Source organism: Mucilaginibacter sp. P4_C11, assembly GCF_056402115.1.
Genome location: NZ_JBFUIA010000009.1, coordinates 197,901 through 220,334 on the forward strand (window position 1 = coordinate 197,901; position 22,434 = coordinate 220,334).

General features: G+C 41.9%; 20 protein-coding genes. 10 read left to right on the top strand and 10 right to left on the bottom strand.

The genetic code is table 11. The annotated features are described in order from the left end of the window. Nucleotides 1-169: 169 nt before the first annotated feature. Nucleotides 170-3,100 carry an excinuclease ABC subunit UvrA gene (gene uvrA, locus AC1DU2_RS10800; RefSeq protein ID WP_477384309.1) on the bottom strand — a complete coding sequence of 977 codons (2,931 nt, stop codon included), beginning with the start codon at nucleotides 3,098-3,100 and terminating at the stop codon, nucleotides 170-172. Between the two features lie 1,027 nt (nucleotides 3,101-4,127). Here uvrA and AC1DU2_RS10805 point away from each other — a divergent pair. The 5 genes from AC1DU2_RS10805 (at nucleotide 4,128) to AC1DU2_RS10825 (ending at nucleotide 9,253) form a co-directional block, all read left to right on the top strand. After that, nucleotides 4,128-4,712 (top strand): RNA polymerase sigma factor, encoded by a 585-nt coding sequence (locus AC1DU2_RS10805; RefSeq protein WP_147055814.1) that lies wholly within the window; start codon nucleotides 4,128-4,130, stop codon nucleotides 4,710-4,712. A 277-nt stretch (nucleotides 4,713-4,989) separates the two neighbouring features. Beyond that, entirely contained in the window at nucleotides 4,990-5,133 is a 144-nt protein-coding gene (locus AC1DU2_RS10810) for a hypothetical protein (protein ID WP_158642931.1), read from the top strand. A 292-nt stretch (nucleotides 5,134-5,425) separates the two neighbouring features. Further along, on the top strand, nucleotides 5,426-6,184 hold the full coding sequence (gene nth, locus AC1DU2_RS10815; protein WP_477353863.1) for an endonuclease III: 759 nt from the start codon (nucleotides 5,426-5,428) through the stop codon (nucleotides 6,182-6,184). 181 nt (nucleotides 6,185-6,365) lie between these two features. Next, a complete protein-coding gene (gene recA, locus AC1DU2_RS10820; protein ID WP_477353865.1) occupies nucleotides 6,366-7,388 on the top strand; it encodes a recombinase RecA in 1,023 nt (340 codons plus the stop codon). A gap of 230 nt (nucleotides 7,389-7,618) precedes the next feature. After that, nucleotides 7,619-9,253 (top strand): ABC transporter substrate-binding protein, encoded by a 1,635-nt coding sequence (locus tag AC1DU2_RS10825; RefSeq protein WP_477353867.1) that lies wholly within the window; start codon nucleotides 7,619-7,621, stop codon nucleotides 9,251-9,253. Nucleotides 9,254-9,309: 56 nt separating this feature from the next. Here the strand turns inward: AC1DU2_RS10825 and AC1DU2_RS10830 are convergent, their stop codons facing one another. The 4 genes from AC1DU2_RS10830 to AC1DU2_RS10845 form a co-directional block, all read right to left on the bottom strand. Next, nucleotides 9,310-9,603, bottom strand: a complete 294-nt coding sequence (locus AC1DU2_RS10830) for a hypothetical protein (RefSeq protein ID WP_477384285.1) — start codon at nucleotides 9,601-9,603, stop codon at nucleotides 9,310-9,312. A 157-nt stretch (nucleotides 9,604-9,760) separates the two neighbouring features. Beyond that, nucleotides 9,761-12,028, bottom strand: coding sequence for an aconitate hydratase (locus AC1DU2_RS10835; protein ID WP_477384287.1), 2,268 nt, complete (start codon nucleotides 12,026-12,028; stop codon nucleotides 9,761-9,763). A 308-nt stretch (nucleotides 12,029-12,336) separates the two neighbouring features. Beyond that, nucleotides 12,337-12,711, bottom strand: a complete 375-nt coding sequence (locus AC1DU2_RS10840) for a four helix bundle protein (RefSeq protein ID WP_477353874.1) — start codon at nucleotides 12,709-12,711, stop codon at nucleotides 12,337-12,339. Nucleotides 12,712-12,934: 223 nt separating this feature from the next. Next, on the bottom strand, nucleotides 12,935-13,561 hold the full coding sequence (locus AC1DU2_RS10845) for a polysaccharide deacetylase family protein (protein ID WP_477384289.1): 627 nt from the start codon (nucleotides 13,559-13,561) through the stop codon (nucleotides 12,935-12,937). Nucleotides 13,562-13,655: 94 nt separating this feature from the next. Between AC1DU2_RS10845 and AC1DU2_RS10850 the strand changes: the two genes are divergently transcribed. Continuing rightward, complete coding sequence (locus AC1DU2_RS10850) at nucleotides 13,656-15,104, top strand: TolC family protein (protein ID WP_477384291.1); 1,449 nt, start codon at nucleotides 13,656-13,658, stop codon at nucleotides 15,102-15,104. 39 nt (nucleotides 15,105-15,143) lie between these two features. Next, nucleotides 15,144-16,490, top strand: a complete 1,347-nt coding sequence (locus AC1DU2_RS10855) for an efflux RND transporter periplasmic adaptor subunit (RefSeq protein ID WP_477353880.1) — start codon at nucleotides 15,144-15,146, stop codon at nucleotides 16,488-16,490. Between the two features lie 347 nt (nucleotides 16,491-16,837). On the opposite strand, the gene AC1DU2_RS10860 is transcribed toward AC1DU2_RS10855, so the two are convergent. The 5 genes from AC1DU2_RS10860 to AC1DU2_RS10880 form a co-directional block, all read right to left on the bottom strand. Then, nucleotides 16,838-17,668 carry a type 1 glutamine amidotransferase gene (locus tag AC1DU2_RS10860; protein WP_477384293.1) on the bottom strand — a complete coding sequence of 277 codons (831 nt, stop codon included), beginning with the start codon at nucleotides 17,666-17,668 and terminating at the stop codon, nucleotides 16,838-16,840. Between the two features lie 7 nt (nucleotides 17,669-17,675). Further along, a complete protein-coding gene (locus AC1DU2_RS10865; RefSeq protein ID WP_477353884.1) occupies nucleotides 17,676-18,773 on the bottom strand; it encodes a carboxylate-amine ligase in 1,098 nt (365 codons plus the stop codon). A 206-nt stretch (nucleotides 18,774-18,979) separates the two neighbouring features. Continuing rightward, the gene (locus AC1DU2_RS10870; protein WP_477384295.1) at nucleotides 18,980-19,399 is read right to left on the bottom strand and encodes a hypothetical protein; all 420 of its coding nucleotides are present in this window, start codon (nucleotides 19,397-19,399) and stop codon (nucleotides 18,980-18,982) included. Then, nucleotides 19,375-20,070: an ATP-grasp domain-containing protein gene (locus AC1DU2_RS10875; RefSeq protein WP_477384297.1), complete on the bottom strand. Its 696-nt coding sequence runs from the start codon at nucleotides 20,068-20,070 to the stop codon at nucleotides 19,375-19,377. Before AC1DU2_RS10875 ends, AC1DU2_RS10870 begins: the two co-directional genes overlap by 25 nt. A 66-nt stretch (nucleotides 20,071-20,136) precedes the next feature. Next, on the bottom strand, nucleotides 20,137-20,844 hold the full coding sequence (locus tag AC1DU2_RS10880) for an alpha/beta fold hydrolase (RefSeq protein ID WP_477384299.1): 708 nt from the start codon (nucleotides 20,842-20,844) through the stop codon (nucleotides 20,137-20,139). 134 nt (nucleotides 20,845-20,978) lie between these two features. Between AC1DU2_RS10880 and AC1DU2_RS10885 the strand changes: the two genes are divergently transcribed. The 3 genes from AC1DU2_RS10885 to AC1DU2_RS10895 all read left to right on the top strand — a co-directional run. Then, nucleotides 20,979-21,794 (top strand): alpha/beta hydrolase, encoded by an 816-nt coding sequence (locus AC1DU2_RS10885; RefSeq protein ID WP_477384301.1) that lies wholly within the window; start codon nucleotides 20,979-20,981, stop codon nucleotides 21,792-21,794. Nucleotides 21,795-21,818: 24 nt separating this feature from the next. Further along, nucleotides 21,819-22,115: a hypothetical protein gene (locus AC1DU2_RS10890; protein ID WP_477384303.1), complete on the top strand. Its 297-nt coding sequence runs from the start codon at nucleotides 21,819-21,821 to the stop codon at nucleotides 22,113-22,115. Between the two features lie 82 nt (nucleotides 22,116-22,197). Then, a partial coding sequence (locus tag AC1DU2_RS10895) for an SMI1/KNR4 family protein (protein WP_477384305.1) occupies nucleotides 22,198-22,434 on the top strand: 237 nt, incomplete at its 3' end.

Here is a 22,434-nt window from a genome sequence, read left to right on the forward strand (position 1 = left end):
AATGCAACCGGCGTGTGGACGATCAAAAACAGGTCAACAGTCCCTACGTTAAAGCGCGCAATTTTTTGTAACCGTGGTTTAGTATTGGGTTATGCAGTCACAAATAAAACTTAATAGTAAATAAGAAAGACCCCAATTACGAAGCCTTTCTTATTTTAATAGGTAACGGTTACTTCCCAAACCGTTCTTTTAAATAATGCCCGGTGTGAGACTTTTTTTCTTTGATGAGGCTTTCGGGTACGCCTTCAAATACTACTTTACCGCCACGGTCGCCGCCTTCGGGGCCAATGTCAATCACCCAATCGGCGCATTTAATAACATCCATGTTATGTTCAATAACAATAATGGTATTGCCGTGTTCAAGCAAGGCATCAAATGATTTCAGCAGCTTTTTAATATCGGCAAAATGCAGCCCGGTAGTTGGCTCATCAAAAATAAATAGCGTTTTGTGCGTATTGTTACCTTTAACCAGGAACGATGCCAGCTTAATACGCTGCGCTTCGCCGCCCGATAGTGTATTTGATGATTGGCCCAGTTGTACATAACCTAAACCAACATCAACCAAGGGTTTTATTTTTGAGATGATCTTTGGCTCCTTGGCAAAAAACTGCAAAGCTTCGTCAATGGTCATGTGCAGCACTTCGGCTACATTCTTTTCGTTGTAGGTAATATCCAGTATGTGCTGTTTAAAGCGGTTGCCACCGCAGGTTTCGCAGGTAAGGAAAATATCGGCCATAAACTGCATCTCAATCTTCACTTCACCCTCGCCCTGGCAAACATCGCAGCGGCCACCCTCTACGTTAAACGAGAATGCGGATGGTTTTAAGCCGGCCGCTTTGGCTGCCGGTTGTGCGGCGTACAGGTTGCGGATCTCGTCCCAGGCTTTTACGTAGGTAACCGGGTTTGAGCGTGATGAACGGCCAATAGGGTTTTGGTCAACCATTTCTACCTGTTCTATCTTAGCGTAATCGCCCTCGATGCTATCGTATGATCCGGTTTGCTCGCCCGAGTAATTGCCCAGCGTTTTTTGCAGGGCAGGTGCCAGTATGCGTTTTACCAAACTGGTTTTACCAGATCCGGACACGCCGGTAACCACGGTAAGTACACCTAAAGGGAACTTAGCATTTACGTGCTGCAGGTTGTTTTCGCGGCCGCCTTTTATCTCGATAAAATCGTGCCATTTACGGCGGGTGGCTGGTATAGCTATCTCGTCTTTACCGCTCAGGTAGCGGCCGGTTAAGCTGTTATCATCTTTTATAATCTCGTCATAAGTTCCGGTAAAAATCAATTCACCGCCATGAGTACCGGCTTCGGGGCCAATATCAATAATATGGTCGGCCGCCTTCATAATCTCTTCCTCGTGTTCAACCACCAAAACAGTGTTGCCCACATCGCGCAGGGATTTTAATACGCCAATTAGGCGCTGGGTATCCCGCGGGTGGAGGCCTATGCTTGGCTCATCCAATACATATATCGAGCCTACTAAGCTGCTGCCCAATGAGGTAGCGAGGTTAATTCGCTGCGATTCGCCGCCCGATAGCGTGTTTGATAAACGATTTAGCGTTAAATAGCTTAAGCCTACATCGTTCAGGAAAACCAAACGATTGGTTATTTCCATTAACAAACGTTTACCAATTTTGGCATCGGTCTCGTTCAGTTCCAGGCCCTGGAAAAACTCCTGCGCTTTATCCAACGGCATTAAAACCACATCTGTAATGGAACGTTCGTTGATTTTTACATATGATGCATCCTGGCGCAAACGGCTGCCCTTACACTCGGGGCAGGTGGTTTTGCCCCTGTATCGCGATAGCAAAACACGGTACTGGATTTTGTAGGTTTGCTCTTCCATCTCCTTGAAAAATTCATCAAGGCCGCGGAAAAATTTATTACCTGTCCACAATAACTTTTGTTCCTTAGCAGTAAGCTGGTTATACTGGCGATGGATAGGGAAATCAAACTTCAGGGCATGCCTCACCAGGTTGTCATTCCACTCGCGCATCTTTTCGCCGCGCCACGGGGCAATAGCCCCTTCATATATCGATTTACTTTTATCAGGAATAACCAAATCTTCATCAATACCAATTACCTTACCATAGCCCTCGCATTTTTTGCAGGCGCCGTAAGGGTTATTAAAGCTGAAAAAGTTGGGGGTAGGCTCTTCAAATTTAATACCGTCCAGCTCAAAACGGTCGCAAAAAAAGCGTTCGGTTTCCTGCTCCGCGCCAGCCTCCTGGTAACGCACGTAGCAATCGCCTTTACCTTCAAAAAACGCTGTCTGAACAGAATCGCCTAAGCGGCTTACTGTTTCATCTTCTTCGTTTTTGCTAACACGGTCGACAACAATACGTATAGCTGAGTAGGATGTAAGGGATGACTGATGCGTAGTAAGGTTTATGGTTTCGATATCGCTTTCAGCCTTTTGCTTTTTGCCTTTCGCCTTTAAGCTTTCGCCTTTCACCTCTTCCACCAGCCATGACCCATCATCAACAATACTGGCGTCCTCTAACAATGCCTCTATTTTTGATAGCTTTCCCTGGTATTCTACGCGTACAAAACCTTTTTGCATCAGTACGGCCAGCTCTTCTTTTAGGCTGCGGTTATTGTGCGGATATAAAGGAGCCAATATGGTTACCTGGCTTTCGTTGGGCAGGCTGAGTACAAAGTTTACCACATCGGTAACCGAATCTTTTTTCACCGGCAGGCCGGATATAGGCGAAATGGTTTTACCAATGCGCGAGAAAAGCAGCTTCAGGTAATCATAAATTTCTGTTGAGGTGCCCACAGTTGAGCGCGGGTTTGATGTGATTACTTTTTGCTCAATGGCTATTGCTGGGGCTATACCTTTTATATAATCAACATCGGGCTTGTTCATGCGGCCCAGGAACTGGCGGGCGTATGATGAAAGGCTTTCTACATAGCGGCGCTGGCCCTCGGCATATAACGTATCAAAAGCAAGCGACGATTTGCCCGAGCCCGACATGCCTGTTACAACAACCAGCTTGTTTTTGGGGATGGCCACATCCATATTTTTAAGGTTGTGTACACGCGCCCCTTTTATAATAATATGTTTTGATGGATCTTTTTCTGCTTCTTTGCTCATATATTGTTGGTAGTCCATGGTTCATAGACCATAGCAAAAACCATACAATCACTATGGCCTATGGACTATCGACTATGGTCTTTTTTCTAAAATGCAAAAATCCTAAAATATTTAGCATAATCCAAATCGCTTTCACTTTGTTTAGATGATTATTGCAATTAAATACCCGAGTTTACAGTTTGTTGACTTTTAATTGTTTAGAGAGGATTTTTTGGGTTGGTGGTGAGCGGAATTACTTTAGCGTAAACACGTGAAGGAGTTGGGGTTTTTGAGAGTTGGATTTAACGGATATCTGTATATTGGCGTAATAATGCTTTTAAAAGCTGGTATCATTTTGTAATTTTAAAATATAAGCTAATATAATAACTACGCTGACTGTAAGTATTGAGGATAAAAAAACCGAGAAAGCCATCAAAGCTGTATTGGACGCTTTTGGCCTGGATTATAATGTTGCAAAAGACAACAATAAGCGCCCGTTATCTAAGTCGGAACAGGTGATGTATACCCGGCTAAAACGATCTGTAAAGGAAATAAATCTTTATAAGGAAGGGAAAATTGAACTTCAGGATGCAAGAGAATTTTTAAATGAGCTATAGAGTTATCACTACTATTAGTCTATGTTAACGCCGGCAACATTTAATATTTAACATTTTTTAACATCTTGCCGGGCAATAAGTTGATGCCTTTTAATAAATTTACAGTACAAAATATTTGTAACGGATTTAATACAATCTAACAGTACCTTATTTTTTTATCAATTCAATTTTAAAAATTTATTTTGGTACCCATTAAACCTTTGGTAGTGTAATTTAGTCTAATATTATTGTTGCCAAATAATAAATTGTTTTGTTGCTAATTAACCCGATGAATATTTAAAAAATGACCGGTTGAAAAAATTTTATTTGTTTTTTATCCGGGAATTTGTTTTATTTGAAGTAACAATTTTTTTACCCTAACAAAAACGCTATAGGAAATACTTTACTTTTCAAGAGTTTAACTAAAAATTAAGTTTAAAGTAGTACTTTCTATGGATTTTCAATTGAAGAGTGATCAGGATCTAATCCATCTATACATTGCCGGTGATGAAGCGGGGCTTGTAGAATTGATCAGGCGTTACCAATCAAAAATATACACCTCTGTTTACCTGCTGGTAAAAGATGAATACCTTGCCGAGGATATTTTTCAGGATACTTTTATAAAAGTAATAAATACCCTTAAAGCCGGAAAGTACAACGAAGAAGGCAAGTTTTTGCCCTGGGTTACCCGTATTGCACATAATTTGGTTATCGACCATTTTCGCCGCGAAAAGCGCGCACCTATGGTGAGCAATGGCGACGACTTTGATATTTTTGAGGTGCTGGGTAACTACGATGAAAGCACTGAAGATAAGATGGTTAGGGAGCAAACTTATAAGGATCTTAAAGGCCTGATACAGCTTTTGCCATCTGAGCAAAAAGAGGTGCTGATTATGCGTCACTTTGGCGATATGAGCTTTAAAGAGATTGCCGATATTACCGACGTAAGCATCAACACCGCTCTTGGCCGTATGCGCTATGCGCTCAATAACCTGCGCAAAATGATGCAGGGCAGGGAGTTAAGCCTTAAAAATTAGTCGTTAAGCGTTAAGTAATAAGTTATTTTAATATTGAATCTGGTTGTTGATTAATTATCAATTAACCGGATTTTTTGCGCAAGTAACTTTATTAATCACATTTCCAGTTAATTAAATAATCAGGAAAAATTAATTAATAAAAAATATTTCATTTAATTTTCATCTAACAAAATATTATCTTTAAGCCACCGTTATAAATCGTATAAAAATTACAGTAATAAAGCTTATGGATGAAACCTTTACAAGAACGTTGAATGCTAATGCTAACCAAGCTGAAATGAACGATAATGTACATTTAAACCTGGACGCAGACGAGTTGATTTTTTACAATTCAATTCGCGCCGATTTGGACCTTTTGGCTAAGAAGCCCAAAGTGCAAACCATACACCAGATACTTGACTATTCGAAGAGCCTGCGTTAAGCATTGCACCCCCTCACTGGTTCATAGATCATAAATTGTTGATTACGGTACCCGATGTGAATCGATCCTGCCAAAAATCCGATAAATGATTTATGAACCTTTCTATTTTTATTAGTTCATTGGTTCATTGTCGCTGCGCTTGTTCATTAGTTCATTGGTGAATAGTTCAATAAATTTATATTTAGTGGTTTGCCAATTGCAATTTATTGAGCATAATTGCAGTATATTGGTTACAATATTTAATAAGCGCCGACACTAATAAATCGTGCAGCTACCAATGAACTAATGAACCATGTTAAAAGCCGACCGCTACAAACACTTTGTTGAATACTTTTCTAAAAATCAGCCTAACCCTGTTACCGAGTTACATTATGAAAACCCGTTCCAGTTATTGGTGGCGGTTATTCTGTCGGCGCAATGCACCGATAAACGCATTAACCAGGTAACGCCGGCGCTGTTTGAACGTTTCCCTACGCCTGAAGCATTGGCCGCATCAACACCCGAGGAGGTTTTTATTTATATCCGCAGTGTAAGCTATCCTAATAATAAGGCAAAGCACCTGGTGGGCATGGCCAAAATACTGGTAGATGTGTTTAACAGCGAGGTGCCATCGGGCATAGACAACCTGCAGAAGATGCCGGGCGTTGGCCGTAAAACCGCTAATGTTATTGCATCTGTAGTATTTGAAGAGCCGGCAATGGCGGTAGATACGCATGTTTTTAGAGTAGCCAACCGCATAGGTTTAACCAATAACGCAACTACGCCGCTGGCTGTTGAAAAGCAATTGATACAACACATTCCTAAAGAGCATATTGCCGTTGCCCATCACTGGCTAATATTGCATGGCAGGTACATTTGCGTAGCCCGCAGCCCCAAATGCGATATTTGCCCGCTCACCTGGTTTTGCAGGTATTATGAGCGAAACAATACAGAAACCGCTTTATTAAAAGCCGAGGCCGCAAAGATTAAAAAAGCCAAAGAAGCTAAGAAAAAGACCGCACTTAATAAGATCAGTAAGGAATTAAAGAAAAGGAGTGTGGAGAAAAGTTGAATAAGTTAGATTGAGTTGATTCAGTGAGTAGGTTTTGTTTCGATATATTTGATGTGGCTTAACGAGTTAAAACTTAATCAACCTAATCCAACTCAATCAACCACTCATCAATAAAAAATAATTACTAAAAAAATTAGTAATTCTAAATAATACATTTATATTTGCTAAAGATAATTTGAAGATGGCTAACACAGATAAAAATAACTCAGACAAATTAAAGGCATTACAGCTTACGCTGGATAAGCTTGAAAAATCATACGGAAAAGGCACCATCATGAAGTTGGGCGATTCTGTTATTGAGCCTACAGAGGTAATATCAACCGGCTCTTTGGGGCTCGACATCGCCCTGGGCGTTGGCGGCTTGCCTAAAGGCAGGGTTATTGAAATATATGGGCCGGAATCATCCGGTAAAACAACTTTGGCTATCCACGCCATTGCCGAGTCGCAAAAGAAAGGTGGCATAGCTGCATTTATTGATGCAGAGCATGCCTTTGATCGTTTCTACGCCAAAAAACTGGGTGTGGATGTAGAGAACCTGCTAATCTCGCAGCCGGATAACGGCGAGCAGGCATTGGAAATTGCCGATAACCTGATCCGTTCAGGCGCCATTGATATCCTGGTTATTGACTCTGTTGCCGCGTTGGTGCCAAAGGCCGAGATTGAAGGCGAAATGGGCGACTCAAAAATGGGCTTGCATGCACGTTTAATGTCGCAAGCCCTGCGTAAATTAACCGGTACCATCAGCAAAACAGGATGCTGCTGTATTTTCATCAACCAGCTGCGCGATAAAATAGGCGTAATGTTTGGTAACCCCGAAACTACTACCGGTGGTAACGCCTTGAAGTTTTATGCTTCGGTTCGTTTGGATGTACGCCGTATATCACAAATTAAGGATACCGATGAAGTTTCCGGTAACCGCGTAAAGGTGAAGATTGTTAAAAATAAAGTTGCGCCTCCGTTCCGTATTGCCGAGTTTGATATTATGTTTGGTGAAGGTATTTCTAAAGCCGGCGAAATTATCGACCTGGGTGTTGAATACAACATCATTAAAAAAGCAGGCTCGTGGTTTAGCTATGGCGATACCCGCTTAGGCCAGGGTCGCGATGCGGTTAAACAATTAATATTGGATAACCCCGAGCTGATGGAAGAACTGGAAACAAAAATTAAAGAAACAGTTACCGGCGAACATTTAGCTGAAGTTTAATTTTTGATTTCGGATTACGGAATTTCGATTTCGGATTTGACAGATATAAAAAGGCCTTCCATTTTGGAGGGCTTTTTTTTGGATTTTATTTAAACTGACAAGGGTGCCTTAACAAGCAGATTAAAACCACTCACCTAATCCAACTACTCACTATTTAAAAACTTCATCTTTAAGTAATAAATCACTAACTCCCCAAGTCGCTAATTCAATAATTATTACATTAGCTTTTGATGAATAAACTGGTCTTATTGCTGTTTTTGGGATTGATGATCCAGCTTTCTGCTTGCTCTTCAAAATCTGCAAATTCGCATAAAACAGTTTTCAATATCAACCTGGAGGAAGGCCTCACCTCGCTCGATCCTGCTTTTTGCCGTAACCACTATACCATTTGGATGGATAACCAGGTTTTTAACGGGCTGGTGCAGGTTAACGACAGTTTAAAAGTTACGCCGTGCATTGCAAAAAGCTGGGATGTGTCTGCTGATGGATTGCTGTATACATTTCACCTGCGCAATGATGTTTATTTTCACGATGATCCGCATTTTAAAAACGGAGTAGGCCGAAGGGCTCTGGCATCTGATTTTGTTTACAGTTTCGGCAGATTGATAGATCCTAAAGTTGCCTCATCGGGCTCCTGGATTTTTAGCGATAAAGTAAAGGGCTGCGATGCCTTTACAGCGCCTAATGATAGTACGTTCCAGATCAGGCTGAAGCAGCCTTTCGCGCCTTTTTTAAGCATGCTTACCGCGCAATATTGCTCGGTTGTACCTAAGGAGGTTGTTGAGTTTTATGGCAAAGATTTCAGGAGCCACCCTATAGGCACCGGCCCATTCAGGTTTAAGTATTGGAAAGAGGGGGAGGTACTTGTACTGCTTAAAAACGATAAGTATTGGGAAATGGATAAAAATGGCAGGCATCTGCCGTACCTGGATGCCGTAAGGGCTACATTTATTGCCGATAAACAAACATCATTTTTAGAGTTTGTAAAAAAGAAGCTCGATTTTTTGAATGATATCGACGGTAGCTATCGCGATGATATCCTTACCAAATCGGGCGCGGTAACACAAAAGTATAAAGGTAAATTCATTTTAAATACGGCACCCTACCTAAATACCATGTACCTCGGTATTTTGGTCGACAGTAATTTGGCCATCGTCAAAAAATCGCCGCTGAAAATATTGAAAGTGAGGCAGGCGATAAACTACGCTATTGACCGCCAAAAGATGATTAAATACCTGCGCAATAGCATGGGAACCCCCGGTTATGCAGGCTTTATCCCCCAGGGTATGCCGGGTTTTGATGGTAAATGTGTTAAGGGGTACTCTTACGATCCTGATAAAGCGCGGCGACTATTAGCCGAAGCTGGTTTTCCCGACGGTAAGGGGTTGCCCGAAATATCATTGGCTACTACCGTAGGCTATCGCAGCCTGATTGAATATGTGCAAGGTCAGCTGGATAGGATAGGCATTAAAACCAGCGTAGAAATTACCCAGGGCGCCAGCCTGCGGGAGCTGGTGTCAAAAAATGGCATCAACTTTTTTTACGGCCAATGGATAGCAGATTATCCGGATGGTGAAAATTATCTGTCGGTTTTTTATTCAAAAAATAAAATTCCTTTTGGCCCCAACTATACCGGCTTTAACAATAAAAAATTTGATGCATTGTTTGAGCAAACCTACCAGGTAAAAAATGATTCGGCCCGCTATGCCATTTACCAGCAAATGGATAACCTGGTAATGGAGCAATCGCCTGTGGTGGTTTTGTACTATGATAAATTGGTAAACCTTTACCAGAATAATATATCTGGCTTTAGTTTAAACGGGCAAAACTTGTTGGTGTTGAAGAGGGTGGTGAAAGCCCCCTAACCCCCTGAAGGGGGAACACCTGTTTTACTTATCTGTATACTTCAACGCATCGGCAGTTACGATAGCTGCTTGCGAGTCTTTTGAATTATCAGTCCCCAAATAACTACGGCATCGGCACCTACAGTTTTTGCGTAATCAGAGAGCTTGCTTTTTACTTCCTCCTGGTCAAGAAAGTTTGGGCAGGTTAAATGACCTATAACCTTGTATTCGTGCTTAACATCGTGAGCAGAATAATAGATCTCTATTGATGTTGTTGGTGGAAGCCTGTCACTAAAATAGGTAACGGGGATAATTGCACAAGATGAAATTAGCAGCAAAATAACTGCAATAAGTAAAACATGATTTTTCATAGCCGGATTGTTTAGATGTACGACTAATGTAGCTCCTGCCGGTTTATTCCATATTAAGTAAAAGTGATATTACAATAAAGATTAAAACAAAAAAGCCTCCCCAAAGGGAGGCTCATATAATTAGCTTTCAGCTTTAACCTTTCGGCTTTTAGTCTTATTAAGATGCCATTTGTTTACGAATGATGTTTAACGCGCCACCTGCTTTAAACCACTCAATTTGCTGAGCGTTGTAAGTATGGTTAACCGGGAACGATTCAACCGAGCCATCTTTGTGGTTTAACACAACGGTTAACTGTTTGCCAGGGGCAAATTCTGTTAGGCCGGTAATGTCGATAGTGTCATCTTCTTGAATTTTGTCGTAATCGTTATTATCAGCAAAGGTGATACCCAGCATACCTTGTTTTTTAAGGTTGGTTTCGTGGATACGGGCAAATGATTTTACCAATATAGCACGTACGCCAAGGTGACGTGGCTCCATAGCAGCGTGCTCACGTGATGAACCTTCGCCATAGTTTTCGTCGCCTACTACTATGGATCCAATACCGTTTGCTTTGTAATCACGTTGAGTAGCTGGTACTGGTCCGTACTCGCCAGTCAATTCGTTTTTAACGCTATCGGCAGTGTTGTTAAAATAGTTGATAGCGCCAATCAACATATTGTTTGATATGTTATCCAGGTGACCACGGAACTTTAACCACGGGCCGGCCATAGAAATATGGTCGGTAGTACATTTGCCTTTTGCTTTAATCAGCAATTTAAGGCCTTTAATGTCGGTGCCTTCCCATGCGGCAAACGGCTCCAACAACTGTAAACGTGCTGATTTTGGATCAACCAATACCTGTACCTGGCTGCCGTCTTCGGCAGGGGCCTGGTAACCGGCATCTTCAACAGCATAGCCCTTAACCGGCATTTCTATACCCAATGGTTCGTCAAGTTTAACTTGCTCGCCATGAATGTTGGTTAAAGTATCGGTAAGCGGGTTAAATGTTAAATCGCCTGCAATAGCCAAAGCTGTTACAATTTCTGGTGATGCTACAAACGCATGTGTGTTAGGGTTACCATCCTGGCGTTTAGCAAAGTTGCGGTTAAACGATGTGATGATAGAGTTTTTGCGTGTTGGATCGTCGGTATGACGGGCCCATTGACCAATACATGGTCCACAAGCGTTTGCCAATACCACACCGCCCATTTGTGCAAAGGTATCAAGGTAACCATCACGGTCAACTGTATAACGCACAAGCTCCGATCCCGGAGTGATGGTGAATTCGGCCTTAGTAGTAAGGTGTTTATCGATAGCCTGTTTTGCAATTGATGCAGAACGGGTAATGTCTTCGTAAGATGAGTTGGTACATGAGCCAATTAAGCCAACTTCTAATTTTGCAGGCCAGTTATTTTCTTTAACCGCTGTTGCAAATTTAGATATAGGCCATGCTAAATCCGGTGTGAACGGACCGTTAATGTGTGGCTCCAGTTCGCTCAGGTTGATCTCGATAACCTGGTCGAAATATTGTTCGGGGTTAGCATAAACTTCCGCGTCGCCGGTTAAGTGTTCTGCAACAGCGTTAGCTAATTCAGCAATGTCGCCACGTTTTGTGCCTGTTAAATAGGTCGCGATTTTTTCATCGTAACCAAAAACCGAGGTGGTTGCACCAATTTCGGCACCCATGTTACAGATAGTACCTTTACCTGTTGCAGAAAGTGAACGTGCACCCTCGCCAAAATATTCAACTATAGCACCGGTACCGCCTTTTACAGTAAGGATACCTGCTACTTTTAGTATAACGTCTTTAGCTGATGACCAGCCAGATAATTTGCCCGTTAATTTAACACCAATCAGTTTAGGGAATTTAAGCTCCCATGGTAAACCTGCCATAACATCGCAGGCATCGGCACCACCAACACCAATGGCTATCATACCTAAACCACCCGCATTGGGCGTGTGCGAATCGGTACCAATCATCATACCACCGGGGAACGCGTAGTTTTCTAACACTACCTGGTGAATGATACCGGCTCCGGCTTTCCAGAAACCAATACCATATTTATCAGATACTGAAGCCAGGAAATCATAAACCTCGCGGTTAATGTCAACGGCGGTATGTAAATCGGCAACGGCGCCAACTTTTGCTTGTATCAGGTGATCGCAATGTACGGTAGATGGAACAGCAACCTGCGGGCGGCCAGCCTGCATAAACTGCAATAAAGCCATTTGCGCTGTTGCATCCTGCATAGCCACGCGGTCTGGTGCAAAATCAACGTAATCCACACCGCGGCCGAACGCTGTTTTGGCGTCGCCTTCTGAAAGGTGGGCGTATAAAATTTTCTCGGTTAAAGTAAGGTGTTTACCAGTCGCTTTGCGGGCAGCATCCACACGGGTGCTGTAGCGGTCGTAAACTTTTTTGATCATATCTAAATCAAAAGCCATTTGTATTTGATTTTTAGGTGAAAAGTAAAAGAAATTGACACTAAAATTGATTGTCAGAAACTTAGTGCGGCGAATTTACAAAATATAACATCTAATTAATAATCAAGGTTTCGTCAATTCTTATTTGGATAGGTTCTAAATAGGTTGGCGGTTGATTGGGTTGGATTGGGTTGGATTGAGTTGATTGGGTTGGATTGAGTTGATTGGGTTGGAATAAGTTGATTGAGTTGGTTCGGGTTGGTTGATTGGGTTGGATTGCTTAGGTTAAATGAAAATGAATCTACAACCTAATCAACTTAATCAACCACTCAACTTAACTCGTCATTCTTTTTCTTTTTGATGAAAAAGATGTAGCCGTTTAATAATTTAAGACATTGATCGTAGTCATTTTGAAACGATTTAAATACCGCGTCATCAATGTAGTTTTCATCTCTTGCAATAATCATGTGATCAAGCGTTTCTGAAAGTGAGCCACGGGCGATGATGCAAAAACGGATATTATCCTGAAAATGGAAACGTCCATGGCCTTCGGCAATGTTATTACCTATTGATCTCGAACATCGAATTATTTGATCGGTTAATCTGAATTTTTCCTCATTTGGAAAACTTTTGACAAGGTTAGAAATCAGCATCCGTATTTTTCGGGCCTGCTTCCAAGTTTCCAGTTCAGTAAATGATGCCATTTAATTAATGTTTTGTTTTTGTACAACCACTTCTTTATAGTTAATTTTCAACCTATTCAACCTATTCAACCTATTCAACCTATTCAACCTATTCAACCTATTCAACCTATTCAACCTATTCAACCTATTCAACCTATTCAACCTATTCAACCTATTCAACCTATTCAACCTATTCAACCTATTCAACCTATTCAACCTATTCAACCTATTCAACCCAGTCAACTCAATCCAACCCAATCAACTCAAAACTATACCCTTCCTTACTCCAAACCTCCATCGCCCTTGGTAAAACATATTCCAACCTATCAAAGGCCTTCAAACTATCATGAAATACAACTATTGAACCCGCTTCGGTATACTTCATAACGTTCTTTAGGCAATCCTCCGGCTTTAGGTTGATGTCAAAATCGCCACTCAGCACATCCCACATGACGATTTTGATGTCGGGTTTAACAGATTTTAAATCCTTTACCTGTTGTTTTTTGATGCGGCCATAAGGTGGCCGAAATAAATTAGTATGCAGTATTTTATCTGCCGATAGAAAATTATCAAGGTAGGTTTTGTTGTCAGTTTTCCATCCTTTAAGGTGGTTGTAGGTATGGTTGCCAATAGCATGCCCATCGTTAACAACCTGCTTAAAAATATCAGGATGTTTGCCTACATTGTCGCCAATACAAAAGAATGTTGCTTTGGCATTGTACTGTTTTAAAATATTTAAAACAAATGGTGTAACAATAGGTATGGGTCCATCGTCAAAAGTGAGATAAATACAACGGTTAGTTTGGTTTACATTCCAAATAAGCTCGGGGTAAAGCTTTTTTAGCAGCCAGGGAGTTTTAACCAGGTACATATTCAAAACAAAAGTTAATGTTAAATTTTCCGGTAGATAGAAAACAACACCGCAAGGTAGTAATCAGTTGCTTACCATTGTATAGAAAAACCTTATGAAACTAAAATTTATACCATCTTTTAAAGCTACTGTAATTTGCGCCATCATGTTTTCGTCGTTAAGCTTCCGGGCTAATGCGCAAGAGGTAATATCGTTGCAAAAGGCTGTTGATCTGGCCCTGGAGCGTAACCTTACCATCAAACAATCGCAGTTTACCGAGGCTTTGGATGATGAAACTTTAAAACAGTCGAAATATAACCAGCTCCCAAACCTTACGGCAGGTCCGCAGGCATCATTTAACTTTGGCCGTAACATCGACCCATCTACCAACCAGTTCATCAACCAGCGAATTTTTGCATTGAATGGTACCATACAAACGCAGGTAACCTTGTTTCAGGGTGGCCAGTTGCGCAATACTATCATTCAGAACCGTTTATTGCTTGATGCGGATAAAACAGCTACCGCAAAAGTAAGGAACGACCTAATTTTAAATGTGGTTACTACCTATTTACAGGTATTAACCAACCAGGATTTGGTAAAAGCCGCTCAGCAGCAAGTAGATGTATCTAAAATTACTTTAGATAGGGCGCAAAAAAACTTTGATGTGGGCAACCAAACACTGGCGGATCTGTCGCAGGCCAAAGCAACCGTGTCTACAGCCGATTTGAATTATACCAATGCTCAAAATGCCTATGAAATTTCGTTGCTTACTTTAAAGCAATACATGGAAATGACTCCGCAAACGGATATCGTAGTTGAGAAACCGGATATCAGCAAACTGACAGACATTCAAACATTATATAACGCGGAAGAAGTTTTAAAAACCGCCGAATTGGTTAACCCGGATTTATTGCTTGCCGAGCAACGGGAGAAAGCCACCCAGCAGGGAATAAAAATAGCCCAGGGTAATTATTACCCAAGCGTGGTGTTGTTTGGCCAGTTAGGCTCAAATTATTCAGACGCGCGTACTTTATTGGGAGGGATAACACCTACCGGCAGGATAGATACAATCGGTTTTGTTAATGGCAACCGTAACCAACCGGCTACACTACCACAATATGCCGCTGTATATAATAAGTATCCGTTTTTTAAACAGCTGAGCGATAACTTTAACCAATCGGTAGGGGTTAGCTTACAGATACCCATTTTTAACCGTTTTAGCTCACGTACGTCGGTACGCAAAGCAAAAATACAATATGAAAACGCTAAGGTAACCACACAGCTTGCCCGTAATAACCTGAGCAAGATTATTTACCAGGCGGTATTGGATGTAAAAGCTGCCGAAAAATCATACCTGTCATATACGCAAACATACCAGGCCAATAAAGAAGCCTTTAATATTATACAACAGCGTTATAATGTTGGTTTGGTAAATTCGCTTGACTATAATACATCGTTAACCAACCTCAATAAATCGCAGTTTGACATGATCAACGCGCAATATATGGTTGTGTTTAGGGCGAAAGTGATTGATTACTACCTGGGCAAACAAATATCATTGTAAATAAAAAAACTAAAACCGTAAATATCCAAACTCATAATCATGGGAAAAACTACTAAATATATTCTGATAGGACTTGGCTCGCTGATTGTTCTGCTGATCATTGCCAAAGCAACCGGCCTTATTGGTAAGCCGCCTTTAACGCAGGTTGCTACCGAAAAAGCTGATACACGCGTTATTAACGAAACCGTATCTGCAAGCGGTAAAATAAAACCGCATATCGAAGTTAAAATAAGCCCCGAAGTATCTGGCGAGGTTGTTGAATTACCTATCAAAGAAGGTGATGTGGTGAAAAAAGGGCAATTACTTTGTAAAATCCGTCCTGATATATTAAAGTCGGGTTATGATAGGGCTATTGCATCATACAATACTCAGAAAGCCAGTGTAGGTAACTCTGGCCAGATGTTGAAACAGGCAGAGGCCACCTTTAACAACCAGGCAGGTATTTTTAAACGCAGCGAAGAGCTTTATAAAAACAAAGTGCTTACCGTATCTGAATATGAAAATGCTAAAGCTGCATTCGAAGGCGCTAAAGCTTCGTATGAAGCCGCCAAACAAAATGTTATCGGCTCGCAATATGGTTTGGCACAGTCATCGGCTTCGGTAAAAGAAGCGCAGGATAACCTGGCTAAAACAACCATTTACTCGCCGGTTGATGGCGTAGTATCAAAACTATCTATTGAGTTGGGCGAGCGTGTTTTAGGTACCCAGCAATTTGCAGGTACCGAGATCATGACGATATCTGACCTTAGCAAAATGGATGTTAACGTTGATGTGAACGAAAACGATATTAATCGCATTTCGTTAGGCGATTCATCTAATATCGAGATTGACGCGTTTTTGGGTAAGAAATTTACCGGTGTTGTATCTGAAATAGGAAGCTCGGCCAATGTGGTTGGTACCACTGCCGACCAGGTGACTAACTTTACCGTTAAAGTACGCATCAATGCAGATTCATACATGTCGTTATTGAAAAAAACGGCAGATAACCCTTCACCTTTCCGCCCCGGATTAACAGCTACAGTTGATATCAATACCAACCAGGTAAAATCATTATCTGTGCCTATTCAATCGGTAACCACCCGCGAAGAGAAAAAAGACCAGAACGGGCCGCCTAAAAAAGACGACGACAAGAGTAAACCATCAATTACACAGCCGTCAAAAGAATATGTTTTTGTGTTAACTGCGGGTAACAAGCTAAAACAAGTGCAGGTTACAACAGGTATCCAGAATGATTCTTATATCCAGATATTGAGCGGGCTTAAAGGAGGCGAGGAAGTAGTATCTGCCCCTTATGCTGCCATCACTAAAACGCTGGCCGATGGGATGATTATTGAAAAAGTTGATAAAGCGAAGTTGTTTAATGCTGATAACAGCAAGAGTAACTAATCAGAAGATATTTGATATTAACAAAGCCGCAGGCCCTATTGGGTTGCGGCTTTGTTGTTTTATGGGACTCAGGATTTTTAATTACGTGGCGTTTTCGCGTCCACCCATGACATATTGTACTTTCGAGGTGCGTAGGCCGGTCACCCTAAGCCTGTCGAAGGGTCGCGCGGAGAGGCCTTTGCCCGCTATGGTTCGACAGGCTCACCATGACTGCCCTTTTTACGATGTCATTCTCCCTTCAGAATTTATCGAAATTTTATAACTCAGTAAGACAGCTATTTAAAGGAGATTATCAAGCCGTACTATGAGGGTTTACAAACCACAATAACAACGATTGAGTAATCTTCCTACACCAGTCCCTGCAAACTCATTACTGCCTGATCTAGAAAGTTAGGGATCAGCGTTTGTTGGGTGTGGCTAATTTTGTCAGGGTCGGCAAGGTGGCTTAGCATTTCCTTGTATTTTACGTCGCCATGCTCATTAATTACTTCATCTTTTTTGTCTTCCTTTAAAAGCAGGTTTTTCATGCCATTGGCATCCGCTTCGGGATGAAACTGGGTAGCAAGGGAGTACTCGTCAAAACGAATGGCCATCATGGCCCGTGGCAAATCAATATGCAGGCGCTCTTTTTCGATAGCCACCAGCTGCATATTCAATTCTTTAAACCGGTTTTCGTTCGGATTGATAACCTGCCAGCTTCTGGAGTCAACTGCGTAAAATGGTTCGGCAAGGCCTTCAAACAAGGGTTCGGTTAAACCAGCCCCGGTTTTATTTACCGGCAACACACCAAATGATGGCGAACGGCGGGTATTGATATCCCCCAGCTCGTATTTACGACACATTAATTGGAAAGAGTGACAAACATAAAAAGCATGCTTTTTATCGGTAGTGTTGGATAAGTTATGATCTTCGAGCCTGTCTGTCAGCCTGAAATATTTCTTTTCCCATTCTGTGCCTTCATGTAAAGGGCTGCCGGGCCCCCCGCTTGATATGTAAATATCAAAATCAAGCCCCGGCACCTCGCATCCCCTGCGAACGTCAAAGATTTTATAGGTGATATTTAAATCGTGTTGTGCTTTATATCTTTTTAAAATATCCTGGAAACCGCGCATCCCCTCATTCGCTATCCCATCATACAAATCAAGTATGGCTACTTTTATTTCCGGTTTCGTTGTCATCCTGTCGTTATAATCCCTTTAGTGTTTGCGATGTGATGTAATCAACCACATCCGCAAAGTTATTATTTTGCTGGTAAATGGCCAGCTGCCTGTCGGCCCCGGTACCGGTTTCCAGTATTTTATGTACATACTGCAGGTCATCGCGCGAACCAAGGTCGTCAACCACATCGTCGACAAAATCAAGCAATTCCAAAACTAACGACCGGGTGTTTACCTCCATCTCCTTACCAAAATCAATCATTTTGCCATCGATGCCGTAACGGGCGGCCCGCCATTTATTTTCATTAATAAGTGCCCGCGAGTAGGTTATAAACTTCATATTTTGCTGACGCAGCTTATATAATTTGGCACACAACGCCTGGAAAAGTGCTGCAAAAGCAATGGTTTCATCTACCAGCATAGGGCAATCGCAAATACGGAATTCGATGGTTTCGAAGAAAGGGTGAACCCGGATATCCCACCAGATTTTTTTAGCGTTATCGATGCAGTTGGTTTTTACCAGCAGCTTGATGTAATTGTCATACTCTTCGATACTGCTGAAATAATCGGGAATACCGGTACGCGGAAATTTATCAAATACCTTGGTACGAAACGATTTGAACCCGGTATTACGCCCTTCCCAAAAAGGCGAATTGGTTGATAAGGCATACACGTGCGGTAAAAAATACCGCACCTGGTTGGCAATGTGGATAGCCATATCCCGCGATTGGATGCCCACATGCACGTGTAAACCAAAAATAAGGTTGGAGCGGGCAGCCTCCTGCATCTCATCTACAATCTCGAAATAACGTGGATGATCTGTGATGAGCTGATGTTGCCAATGCGAAAACGGGTGCGTTCCCGCTGCACCTATGCGCAAGCCAATATCGCCGGCAAGCATGGCCACGGTTGTGCGCAGTTTACTTACCTCTTTGCGGGCTTCGGTGGTATTATGGCAAATATGCGTGCCTACCTCCACAACCGCCTGGTGCATTTCGGCCTTCACCTGGTCTTCGTGGATTTTTTGCGCGCTGTCCACAATTCTCTGCTCGTGCGATTTTAGCTCCCTGGTTACGGGGTCAATCACCATAAATTCTTCTTCAACACCTAAGGTAAACTTGTTCATAATTGGTTAGGTTAAATACATTCAGTTTCTATGCTGAATGTTTCCGTGTATTCGCTTCTATACTAATAAACAAATTGTCATTTCGAACGAACAAGGGCTGGCCGCGAGCATTAGCGTGAGGAGAAATCTTACACGCTATGCAATTCACGGAGCACCGTTGTATAGCGTATAAGATTTCTCCTCGTACCTCGTCGAAATGACAAGCGTTATTTTTTGGCTTTCTTGGGCTCTTCTACTTTCTTCGCCTTCACCACCCTCTCCTTCTTCACTTTCCCCTCAGCCTCAATAGCATGATCAACTTTGGCTACAGATACATCCACTTTAGCCGGTTTTACTTTCGCACCTACCAGTGGTGTTTTGGCTGCCGATGTTTTTACAAACTCGCCCCAGGTAAGGTTATCTAAACCGTCCTTTTGTTTTTTTGCGCGTTCAATGGCGTAATCAGCGGCGGTTTCAACCACCCATTCAAAGTTGTCCTGGCCTACGCTGGTCACTTCGGCATCAGGGGCCGGGTTACAAAAATCAATAGCGTAAGGGATGCCGTCGCGAATGGCAAATTCCACGGTATTAAAATCATAACCTAAAAACTGGTTAAGTTTTATCACGTAATCCTTAACAGTATCCAAAAGCTTTTTTGCTGCCGGGGCTTTACCGTGCTCGTAACGCAAGTGATGCGGGTTGCGCGGCTCGTATTGCATAATGCTACGTGCTTGCCGCCAATGCAGTAACAGCGAAAGTAATCGTCAAAAACAACCTCTTCCTGCAACATCATTACATACTGCTTGGTTTTGTTGTACTTATCAAAAAAATCCTCTTTATCGTCCAGCTTATAAACCTCTTTCCAGCCGCCGCCATCAAAGGGTTTCATGTAGGCCGGGAAACCAACATAGTTAAAAATACCATTCCAATCCAACGGGTAGGCCAGGTTGCGGAACGATTTGTCGGTAGTGTCATCTGGTAAATCTTTTGAAGGCAATATCACTGTTTTTGGCACCGGCACACCAATTTTTACAGCCAGCGCGTTATTAAAAAACTTTTCATCGGCGCTCCACCAAAATGGGTTATTAATAACGGCAGTGCCGCAAATGGCCGCGTTTTTTAATGCAGCCCGATAGAAAGGAACATCCTGCGAAATACGATCGATGATAACAGCATAGTCCAATGGTTCGGCCTGCATAACTTTATCAATGCGTACAAACTCAGCCGATATGTTTTTCTCTGCCTTCTGGTTTATCCTATCCACAAAAGCCTGCGGGAACGAATTTTCCTGTCCGAATAAGATGCCTATTTTTTTCATTATGTATATGTTTTTGGTAGTTGTAATTTTTTAAATCAATAATTCACTAATTCAGTAAATCAATAATTATTTTATCGTCGACAAATAATGTGGAAACATTTCTTTCCAAATAGGCCAGTCGTGGCTGGCATTCGGGCGGATATCTAACCAATGCTTAATACCTTTTTTGTTTAATATGTTTGATAGCTGTATATTATAATCTTTACAAATGTCGTGCTCAGATGTGCCCAGGATGATGTTGATGCTCCATAGGTCGCCTGTGTTGCTGCCGGGCAAATAATCTACCGGGTTGTTGTAAAAAATATCGTCGTTATAAAAGCCGTCGGTAAACATTTTGATATCAAAGGCTCCGCCCATAGTAAAAAGGTGCGCCACTTTCTCGGGGTGTTTAAATGCAAAGTTTGCTGCATGATAACCGCCAAAACTGCATCCGGCAACTGCTACTTTGCCAATGCCGGTTTCGTGCATGGCCCATGGGGCCAGCTCATGTAAAAGCATTTTATCGTACCAACTGTAATTACGGGCGCGGTCGGCCGGGTGGATGCCTTTGTCGTACCAGGTGCGGTCATCCAATGTATCGGGGCAGTAAATCTTTACCAGGCCCTGGTCTACAAACCATTTTACGCTATCAATCAGGCCAAAATCCTTGTTTTGGTGATAGCGGCCCTTGGTAGTAGGGAATAGTATAACAGGAAATCCGCGGTCGCCAAATACCAGCATTTCTACATGCAGGTTTAAGTTTGGCGAGTACCAGCGATGATATTTTTCTATCAAAATGGGCAGTTTAAGTTTTAATTGATGTAAGTTAAGTGGTTTAACTGAAAAAGGCAACTAACTGATAAATTAATACGTTAGCTTAATAAATTGAAAACATAGCGTACTTTTGTGCCCTTTAAAATTAACATAAGATGAATTGGGGCTGGGCCGAAACTGAGATGACGATAATAGAAAAAACGATAACGATAAATTCTGTCTTGCTTAAAAGAGAGGTGTTATGCACGCTATTAATACCGGACGAACAGGAAATTGCAGAGCCGTTAAACCTGTTATTGCTGAACGATGGACAGGAGCTGGAAAACCTTGCGCTTAGCCAAACGCTCGAAAAACTATATAACACTAACCGGCTGAAGCCAATACTGGTAGCTGCCATCCACGCCGGCGAAGACCGCCTGCAGGAGTACGGCGTAGCCAACAGGCCCGACTTTAAAAAACGCGGCGCACTGGCCGATGTATATACCCAATTTATTATAACCGAACTATTGCCACAGGTAAAAGCGGAAACCGGTATTCATGAATTTGCAAGTACGGCTTTCGCCGGTTTTTCATTAGGCGGATTATCGGCATTTGATATCTGCTGGAATAACGCCAACGTATTTGATAAGGTAGGAGTATTCTCCGGCTCGTTTTGGTGGAGAAGTAAGGATTTGGCTAAAGGTTATACTGACAACGACCGGATAGCACACGCTTTAGTTAGAGAAACCGAAACCAAACCCAGCCTGAAATTCTGGCTGCAAACCGGCACCAAAGATGAAGCCAGTGACAGGAACAAAAACGGGATTATCGATGCCATTGACGATACCATCGACCTGATTAAGGGACTGGAGACAAAAGGTTTTTCTCGGCCTGAGGATATACAGTATATCGAGGTAGTTGGCGGCAGCCATAATACCGAAACCTGGGGTATGGTAATGGGTAAGTTTTTGTGCTGGGCGTTTGGAGTATAGGTTTCGATTGCTTAAATTGCTTACATGGAGAATGATGTAATTATTAAGGTAATAGAAAAGCTTCCATTAAGTTCGAGGTATCAGGTTGAGCATTTTATAATTAAACTGATTGGCGAAGCTAAAGAGAATGGAATAAAGATTGATTTAAGCGATGTTGGTGGTGTTGTCATGGCATCTGATTTTGATGCACCGTTAAAAGAGTTTCATGATTACATGTATACGATGGATATTAAATTCATCGAAAAGATTGAGGAGTTATCAATTCCACTGCAAAATGAATTGGAGATGATAGCTGACAGGATGCTGGAAATGGATAGGTAATAGAGGTTACTATTACCCCAACTTGTCTTTAATGGATGTTTATATGTTAAAAAATTACAATTGTTAACGACGTTAAGCTATTATGAATGAATACACAATTGAGGAAAAAGTAAAATTGTTGATTGAGGTTGCTCCATCTGAATACGAATTTAATTTGAACCCCGTTGCTACAGAAGAAGAATTAATAATATTTGAAACTCAATTTAAGGTCAAAATACCTGAAGACTACCGTTGGTTTGTACTAAACATTGCAAACGGAATTGATTCAAAATACCCTTACGTGCAAATAACAAGCGAAAAWAATTTTGCTGATTATTTT